The sequence below is a fragment of the Methanosaeta sp. UBA458 genome, assembly GCF_002496085.1.
Taxonomy (GTDB): domain Archaea; phylum Halobacteriota; class Methanosarcinia; order Methanotrichales; family Methanotrichaceae; genus Methanothrix; species Methanothrix soehngenii.
In genome coordinates this window covers 7419-16180 of the sequence record NZ_DAIK01000050.1, presented here as the reverse complement: position 1 = coordinate 16180, position 8762 = coordinate 7419, and the positions used below count along the sequence as shown (strand labels likewise).

The window sequence follows — 8762 nt, the reverse complement described above, 5'->3', positions numbered from 1 at the left end:
AAGCTCAGCCCAGCAACTTGATAAGAGAAAACATCATAGTGGGGAAAAAGAGGTGCCCGACCTGCCCAGCAATATCGTTTCCGCCTTCGAGCTGACCGTCGCCATGAGGCATATCATCTATCGAAAGAGAGGAACCCTCCTCTCTGTAGCAGCCATAGCCCTGGCAGTATCCATCTCTCTCGTCTCTATATTCATGATGGACGGCTTTAGGGATATGCTCTTCGATGTGATCATCGAGGACCTTCCTCATGTCACCGTCACCCCCAAAGAAGGCGACGATTACATCTACCTCTATCACAGCCTCTCTGATCGCATTTGGGACATCCCAGGGGTGGTGGCTGTATCCGCCAGCCTGGGCACCAGTGCTACATTCACATATAAGGAAAATGTGGAGAATGTAGCCATGTCAGGGGTTGATCCGGAGGACTTTGAAAGCATATACCATCTTGAGGAATATATGATCAAAGGGGACCTTATCTCCGTCCAGAGCGGCAAAAAGGTGATCTTGGGCAAAAAGCTCTCTGAACGGCTGAAGGTCAAGATGGGCCAGACCATCTATGCCAGCTTTCCCGATGCCAGGGGCACCAGCCTGATGGTTTCAGGCATCTTCGATCCGCCCGTCGGCTGGCCAGAAGACCTGGCCATCGTCTCCCTGGAAACCGCCAGGAGCTTTCTGAATGAAGGGGATGTGGCATCTAATGTTGATATAAGGCTTGGGGATATCTACCAGGCAGATGCCGCTGCCAGATCTCTGCAGGATTACGGATACAAGGCGGATAGCTGGCAGAAGCTCTACCCGGAGATCCTGGAGACCCTGGCTATAGAGACCTTCGAGAACAATCTGATAATGCTATTGATCCTGATCATCGCCTCCTTTGGAGTGGGAAGCGTCATGTACCTGCTGGTAAACGAGAAGACCAGCGAGATCGGCATGCTGATGGCCATGGGCGCGAAAAGGCAGAGCATAATGAATATATTCCTGATCGAGAGCGGCCTCTTGGGGCTGATGGGCGGAGCGGTGGGTGCAGTCCTGGGCCTCGCCCTTTCCCTTTATCTCGGTAATCTGGAGTTCTCAATGGAAGCCCCCGGCGGTCAGAAGATCACCTTGCCGGTTGTGATCAGCCTGGAAAGCTTCCTGGTGATAATAATCGCTGCAATTGCATTGAGCATCATCGCAGGCTCCTATCCCGCTTACAAAGCATCGAGGCTTGATCCCACCCAGGCCATAAACGCATGAAGAGATATTGAAGGAAAAAATGATGTACGAGTTTTCCATCGCCCAAAGACATATCCTGAGAAATCCCAGGATGGCCCTGTTCACAGTTGCTGCGGTGACTCTGGCGGTGGCGATCATCGTTCTTTTCATGGGAATTATGAGCGGCTTTCAAGAGGAGATCATTACCACGACGGTGGAGAACAATCCTCACATCTACATCCAGCCAAAGGAGGATGAGAACTATATCTATCTCTACAGAACCGTCTCTAATATTCTATGGGCATATCCCGGAGTAGAGGCGGTCTCGGCGAGGCTGGCAGGAAAAGGAGCCGCCAAATACAAAGACGAGGTTCGAGCAATCAGCTTCCTGGGGGTCAATCCAGAGGACGAGGACCGGATGATGGATGTCAGAAGCGACATCATCTCCGGAGACTTTCAGGATTTGGAGCGCCGGAAGTATGCTGCCTTCATTGGAACCGGCCTGGCAGAGAAGCTGAAGATAGGTCAAGAGGATGACTTCACCCTGACGAGAGGAAACATATCCCTCCGAATAAAGGTTGCAGGCCTTTTTGAGACAGGCACTGCAGCAGACGATTCCCTGATATATATTCCTCTGATGCTGGCTCAGGATCTGATAGAAATGGGGGACGTGGTCTCAGAGGTCGACGCCAAGGTGGCTGACATCTATCAGGTCTCACTCATCACTACCGACCTCAACCGGCGATTTGCATACGATTCAAAATCCTGGCAGGACATGAATGCCGATATCCTTAATCTCATTGAGACCCAGAGAGTATTCGCCTGGATATTTTATCTTCTGATCTTCGCCATAGCCGGTTTTGGAATAGCCAATACCATGATCATGATAGTCTCCCGCAGGACGCGGGAGATAGGCATTCTCATGGCTATGGGCGCCACTCGCCGGTCCATCCTCAAGGTATTTATCCTGGAGAGCCTGATCCTGGCCCCACCTTCTGCTCTGATGGGCGGGATTCTCGCTTATCTCTCAGCTCAGCTTATAATGTCCTATGAGATCGAGCTCCCCTCAGAGATCTACATGATATCTAAAATGACCATCTCCATGAAGCCGGAGTTCTTCGTCTGGGCGGTTGGCATTGCTCTTACGGTCAACTTCGTGGCCGGGCTCTATCCCGCCTGGAAGGCCTCCCGTATGGATCCAGTGGTAGCGATCGGCAGCGCATAGAGATCATCGGAGATGGTATGAAGGCTATAATAGATGAAATTTAGATCCTCTTGAGAATACTTGATAGTAATGAGCCTGGCACTTCCTTTCCATAAGGCAAAGCGCAGCTTCCTGCAGCTCGTCCACCATATCAGCAGGGACGTATGCTTTCGGTGTCTGGGAACGAGCGATGCAGGCGAGCACTGGCGAAGAGATGCATTCCAGCAGGCTTTTTACCCTATCAAGCCTCTTCTCGATAGCTCCTTTTGCCAAATCCCTCTCATCGGTTGTACATAGTCCATCCAGGTCAAAGCCTATAACCACCGGAAGGCTGTTTTCCTCCAGATCGACTTCCAATGCATGAACTCCAATGCTCTGAGGGGCAGGGACCAGCTTTCCATTCTGCTTTCTCAATTTCGTACTTGCGCCATCCCATTCTATAAGGTCGATTCTCTTTTTACCGGCAGAAGAGGATCTTATTCTTGTTCTTGGCGCATCCAAGAACTCCCCCCCAAAAACCCTTCCGTAGGCGTCTATTTTCTCCTTTCTCGGGTCAAAATGGTATAGAGATCCTAAGATTCCATAGTGAAAGGCGGGGCAGGTGAAGTTCCCCTCGTTCAGCCTTCTCTTAGCGTATTCATATATCTCTGGCATCATCCTATCAAAATAGTCGAATATGTTCCTTCCTTCCTTCGCCGGCAGCCGCGGGCAGTCAGAGAACATGTCATGGTGCCTGTCAATCCGGACCACAACTAAGGGCATCTTATGCCTGCAGTATTCTCTGATCCAATAGAGAAGGATCTCATTATGAGAGTCGATTATTACTGTCTGCATGATGCATCTCCCGACAGTCAGGCCAAGCCATAATTATAACTATTAAACCTTTAATTATCTAATCTAGATAAAGCTATCTGTATTGTATCCGAATAAAAGCTGAAATGCTCAAATCAAGCTTCGCAGCCATCACGCTCTCAGAGGCATTTTCATGCGCGTCGCATCCAAGTCATTAGTGAGCAACAGAAAGCCTTGGTTCATCAATTGAATGCCAGAGAAGAAAAAGCATAGAATCGCTTCGTGCCAAGCCTATTGGTCGGATATTCACAACCCCATCCATCCGATGCAATAAGGGAAAAATGGATCTAGTTGAAGCGAAAAACAACTATTTATGAGCAATAATGATGAGGATCTGTCTTCCTTTCTCATGGATTTTGGATTCACAGAGGATGAGCTCTTTGCGGTCACATATGAGCTGGACTCCTATCGGTCGATTCCCGGGACAACTGTGAAAAGGTACCTGAACAGGATACTTCAGAACATCAAAGAGGGGGATCGGGAGGCATTCTTGAAGGGAATTATGGTCGGGGTGGTGATCCGGAAGGCAGCGGATTCAATGGTGGAACCGGAGCTCACCGAGGAGGAGATTAGAGTGGCAAAGGAGATCGAAAGGCATAGATTCTCAGATTAAGTCCAATTAAGAATCTCATGCGGCCATGCCAAAAGGAAAAGAATGGCTCCTGGCTATGTGGTGTGGTTGAACTTGAATCGGAAATCTCTGTGTCTCCGTGACTCTGTGGTGAACCGCTATGCTCTGACTCAACCACAGAGGCGCAGAGGAGCAGAGGCTATAATCTCTGCCGTGCCTGACTCACATAATTCAGCGAAGAACAATTAACCACAAAGCTCACGAAGGACACAAAGACCGCGCCAAAGGATTATTGTGCTATCAAGAACCGGATTAACCTTTGCGAGGCCTTTGTGATCTTTGTGCTCTTTGTGGTTAAAATCCGTTATCTGTAATCCAATCAAACCACAGAGGCGCAGAGGAGCAGAGACTAGAATCGCTGCCGAGCCTGACCCACATAATTCAGCGAAGAGCCAAAAAAATATAAAGAAGTATCATGGCCTCGCCTGGTATATTGCCAAGAATCGCACTGGCGCTATCTTACTGAATGCTATCTTCCTTAAGGTTTTATCGATGTCGCAATTCCAAATCCAGGAAAACTAGAGAATTCAACAAAAAAAATGAGGCTGGAGCTATGCACATGCACAGCCTATAGCCCCAGAGTGGGATTGATGCCCAGCACAAACACCAGGATGAAGTATATCGCATTCAATACCAGTCCCATGGGAATTCCCAGCTTGGCCCATTCGCTGCTGGTGATTCCCAGCTTTCCGGCGGAGATGATATTGGGGATGTTTCCTGGAATCAACATGCCGCCGGATATGAGCAGGCCATACAAAGCGGCATTAATCTGGCTCTGGCTCATCGCCGGAGAGATCTCCGCTGCAGTAAGGGTTGCATTATCCAGGATGGCAGAGACCATGTTCACCCAGAAGAGGACATAATCTGGAATCTTGGTGAAGTACTTGAATATGAGCACCTCCATACCTGCTCCCAGCAGGAAGAGAGCAGATACAAAAAGCCAGACCTTAGCTGCTCTGATGAATACCTCCTTCAAGCCACCCTCATCCGCTATCTCCTGTACCTCAACCCTTGCAGCTTTTCTTCCCACATAGAACGCACCGAAGAGAGCGCACCCTAAAACCCCCAGGACGATAAGTATGCCCAGCTGATCAGCCAGGTACCAGAAGGAGGCATTATAGGGAGGGCCCTGCAGCTTGGTGACGGCAATGGTCGATAGCGGCTCGCCCAGTGGAGTGAGAACTGCGCCCAGTCCGATGGCAAAACAGGCAATGATTACCATCTTGATCTTATCGCTTCGTTCCATCGGCATGAGATTTGCGATCTCCACCAAAAACAAGGATGCAATTATAGCAGTGATTAAGCTTGAGGCCATTCCCAAGACGAATATGACCACAGCCACAAAAACCGGCAATGGAACGGAATTGGTCAGGCCTCTGATCGCTCTGTTTATTGTGGCCTTTCCATAGAAGAATATCAGCCCGGCAAAGAGCACTGCCGGGACTATGCCTTTTTCAACCGGCTCTCCTGCAGCCAGAGTTATTAGATCAATTCCCCATTTACTGGTAATGGTAACAGCTGTCGCCCCCATGATGAACAGGAATGCCTCCAGGTTCTTCTCGACTACTTTTATCTTGAAAGGCAAGGTCAGAACAAGCAAAAAAATTGCGAACAAGCCTATATCAATTAATGTGACCGTCTCACCTGCAACTGTAAACATTCAATTATCTCCTATACAATTTAATTTTTATGGATTATATATTATTTATCTGAGCACCGGTATCTGTGGTCTGCCTCAACTCAGTTCTTGATCTCACCCTGAAGCTCACTGCTCTTGCTTGCCAACTGGCAAATGGGGCAGATTTCTGGTTCCTCATCCAGATGGCTGGAGGCTGAGGATAGCACGCTGGCTGTGCAGAGGTTTCCTGCCATAAATACAGCTGCAGCGATCTGATCATCCGGAACGCCAAGCTTGGATGCTGTCCGGATATGCAGCCTCATACAGTGGCTGCATCTGATGGCCGCCGAGACCGCTATTGAAATGAGCTCAATTGTCCTTTCATCCAGCATATCCTGAGCGGTCTTCTCCTTGCCTTCCCTTAGGATGGCATCCAGATCAGCTTCATAGCTCATGATCATTCTCTCCGCAAATCAGACGGGAAGATCGCACGCTCAAGATTCTAAAGCGATCTCCGTCGACGTTTTTGTATCCTGCAAGCCTAGAACTGATTTGCATTTTGAAAGCCCAAGATTGATTACTAGATTATTAATATTGCGGTCTATAACAGATTAATTTTCAATTTAAGCTAAATTTAGGAAAATGAATTATTCAATTTAACGTTAAATGAACAAATTCCATTATTGGCATTTTTCCAAAAAAGGTAATTTTAGGCTTGAATCGCAAATCCTAGGCAGAGGCGATAATCTCTGCCAAGGACCTTAATATTATTCTCTGCCTGAACTCACCCACATAATTCAGCGAAGAGCTTAAAAAAAGGAAGTTATATCTTCACAGCCGCACAAACTGCCTTCTTCCTCCGCCCGTTGAGGCCGGCCCGACTGGCCACAGGGACAGGCTCTATCTCTGGATTGAGCCTTGCTCTCAGGAATCGGCCGGTATGGCTCTCCATCACTTCAGCCACCTGTTCCGGAGTGCCGGTGGCCACAACCAGGCCGCCAGCATTTCCTCCTTCCGGCCCCATATCTATGAGGTAGTCTGCGGATTTGATCACATCCAGGTTATGCTCTATCACCACTACCGTGTTCCCCTTGGATACCAGGTCGTCCAGGACATGGATTAATTTCTTCACATCATCGAAGTGCAGTCCGGTGGTAGGTTCATCTAAAAGGTAAATCGTCCTGCCCGTCCCCTTTTTGGCCAGCTCCCGCGTGAGCTTTATCCTCTGAGCCTCGCCGCCGGAGAGGGTGGTCGAGCTCTGGCCCAGCTTGATGTAGCCCAGCCCCACTCCCAGAAGGGTGTCCAGCTTGCTTCTTATGGCCGGAATGTTCTCGAAGTGCTCCCTTGCTTCCTCCACCGTCATATCCAGGGCTTCAGCAATGGACTTTCCCTTGTACTTGACCTCCAGGGTCTCCTGGTTGTAGCGGCTCCCTTTACATTCTTCGCACTCGATATAGACATCGGGCAGGAAGTTCATCTCGATCTTGATCAGGCCATCACCGTGGCAGCTCTCGCACCGGCCGCCCTGTACATTGAATGAGAAGCGACCGCTCTTGTAGCCCCGAACCCTCGCCTCTTTGGTCTGGGCATATGCCTGGCGAATGGGATCGAAGACCTTGGTGTAGGTGGCGGGATTGGATCGGGGAGTCCTGCCGATGGGGCTCTGGTCGATGACGATCACCTTGTCCACCTCAGTGTCGAAGCGAATCCCATCATGCTCTCCCGGAGTCTCGTTTGAGTGGTAGATCCTCTTCATCAGCGCCCGGTATAGTGTATCGTAGATCAGGGTGGACTTGCCCGATCCCGAAACGCCGGTGACCACAGTCAGGACCCCCAGGGGAATGTCGACATCGATATCCTTGAGGTTGTTCTCCCGACAGCCCATGAGATGGATGAACTTGTTGTTCTTCCTCCTCTTTGCCGGAACCTCGATCCTCTTTTTGCCGGAGAGGTACTGGCCGGTCAGCGATTTTGGGTTGGCCTCGATCTCTTCAGGAGTGCCCTCGGCCACCACATAGCCGCCGTGAATTCCTGCTCCTGGGCCGATGTCCAGCACATGATCGGCACTGCGGATGGTATCCTCGTCATGCTCGACTACAATCAGGGTGTTTCCCAGGTCTCTCAGCTTTTTCAGGGTCTCTATCAGCCGGGCATTGTCCCTCTGGTGCAGGCCTATGGAGGGCTCGTCCAGGACGTAGAGGACGCCGGTCAGGTTCGAGCCTATCTGGGTGGCCAGACGAATGCGTTGCGCCTCCCCTCCAGAGAGGCTGCCTGCGTTTCTGGAGAGGGTCAGGTATCCCAGGCCCACGTGCTCTAAAAATCCCAGGCGGGAGCGGATCTCCTTCAGAACCTGGCGGGCGATCTCTCCCTCCTTGACCGAGAGCTTATCCTCTAAATTCATGAAGAACTCATTGCATTCGCTCACCGAGAGGTTGGCCACATCAACAATAGATAAGTCCTGGATCCGGACCGCTAAGACCTTCTCTTTCAGCCTTTTTCCCTCGCAGGCCGGGCAGGGAAGGACCCGCATAAACTTCTCAAGCTCTTCCCGGCGGTACTCGGAGGCGGTCTGGCTGTAGAGGCGGATGCTCTGCGGTATCAGCCCCTCCCACTGGGAGTTATGCGACCAGTAAACGTCCCCATTTTTCATGCTCATATTCATCCGGATCTTCTCCTTCGAGCCGTACATCAGGGCATCGTACTGCTCAGGGGTGAGATCCTTGATGGGGGTGAAGATGTCAAAGCTGAAATGCTTGGCCACTGCCGCCAGGTGCTGGCCCCGCCAGCCATCGATGATATTACGGTAGAGGGCTACCGCTCCATCGGCGATGCATCGATCCCTGTCCGGTATGATCAGCTCGGGATCGAACTCCATTCTGAAACCCAGGCCGTTGCAGGACTCGCAGGCTCCAAAGGGGCTGTTGAAGGAGAACATCCGCGGCTGAAGCTCCTCGAAGACCAGGCCGCAGACGGGACAGGCCATCCTGGCGGAGTAGACCCGCTCCTCTCCGTTCTCATGCAGGACATAGACCAGGCCTTCCGTCTTTTTCAGGGCTTTTTCTATCGCCTCCACCAGCCGGGACTTGTCTTCTCTTGGGTCCAGCCGGTCGATGACCACATCGATATCATGCTTCTTGTAGCGGTCGAGTTCTATCTCCTCGTCCGTCCTCTGGATCTGGCCGTTCAGCCTCACCCGGGCATAGCCCTCGGCGTTCAAATCCTTGAGAAGCTGGCCATAGGTTCCTTTCTTCTGGCGGATGAC

General features: G+C 50.8%; 7 protein-coding genes. 3 read left to right on the top strand and 4 right to left on the bottom strand.

Annotation, left to right across the window (positions count from 1 at the left end; translation table 11 throughout):
- Together BP822_RS03405 and BP822_RS03400 are read left to right on the top strand one after the other, a co-directional pair.
- A partial coding sequence (locus tag BP822_RS03405) for an ABC transporter permease (protein ID WP_286877744.1) occupies positions 1 to 1237 on the top strand: 1237 nt, incomplete at its 5' end.
- A 7-nt stretch (positions 1238 to 1244) separates the two neighbouring features.
- Positions 1245 to 2420 carry an ABC transporter permease gene (locus BP822_RS03400; RefSeq protein WP_232844318.1) on the top strand — a complete coding sequence of 392 codons (1176 nt, stop codon included), beginning with the start codon at positions 1245 to 1247 and terminating at the stop codon, positions 2418 to 2420.
- Positions 2421 to 2444: 24 nt separating this feature from the next.
- Here the strand turns inward: BP822_RS03400 and BP822_RS03395 are convergent, their stop codons facing one another.
- A complete protein-coding gene (locus BP822_RS03395) occupies positions 2445 to 3233 on the bottom strand; it encodes a hypothetical protein (protein ID WP_013718380.1) in 789 nt (262 codons plus the stop codon).
- Positions 3234 to 3564: 331 nt separating this feature from the next.
- On the opposite strand from BP822_RS03395, the gene BP822_RS03390 reads away from it, so the two are divergent.
- The gene (locus BP822_RS03390) at positions 3565 to 3864 is read left to right on the top strand and encodes a hypothetical protein (RefSeq protein ID WP_013718381.1); all 300 of its coding nucleotides are present in this window, start codon (positions 3565 to 3567) and stop codon (positions 3862 to 3864) included.
- 586 nt (positions 3865 to 4450) lie between these two features.
- Here the strand turns inward: BP822_RS03390 and BP822_RS03385 are convergent.
- The 3 genes from BP822_RS03385 to uvrA form a co-directional block, all read right to left on the bottom strand.
- On the bottom strand, positions 4451 to 5542 hold the full coding sequence (locus tag BP822_RS03385; protein WP_013718382.1) for a DUF1646 family protein: 1092 nt from the start codon (positions 5540 to 5542) through the stop codon (positions 4451 to 4453).
- 80 nt (positions 5543 to 5622) lie between these two features.
- Positions 5623 to 5955, bottom strand: a complete 333-nt coding sequence (locus BP822_RS03380; RefSeq protein ID WP_013718383.1) for a carboxymuconolactone decarboxylase family protein — start codon at positions 5953 to 5955, stop codon at positions 5623 to 5625.
- Positions 5956 to 6323: 368 nt separating this feature from the next.
- On the bottom strand, positions 6324 to 8762 hold a 2439-nt coding region (uvrA, locus tag BP822_RS03375; protein ID WP_286877743.1), incomplete at its 5' end, for an excinuclease ABC subunit UvrA.

Coding starts and splice junctions, on each gene's coding strand:
- BP822_RS03390 (WP_013718381.1), top strand. CDS start 3,565: ATGAGCAATAATGATGAGGATCTGTCTTCCTTTCTCATGGATTTTGGA.
- BP822_RS03395 (WP_013718380.1), bottom strand. CDS start 3,233: ATGCAGACAGTAATAATCGACTCTCATAATGAGATCCTTCTCTATTGG.
- BP822_RS03385 (WP_013718382.1), bottom strand. CDS start 5,542: ATGTTTACAGTTGCAGGTGAGACGGTCACATTAATTGATATAGGCTTG.
- BP822_RS03380 (WP_013718383.1), bottom strand. CDS start 5,955: ATGAGCTATGAAGCTGATCTGGATGCCATCCTAAGGGAAGGCAAGGAG.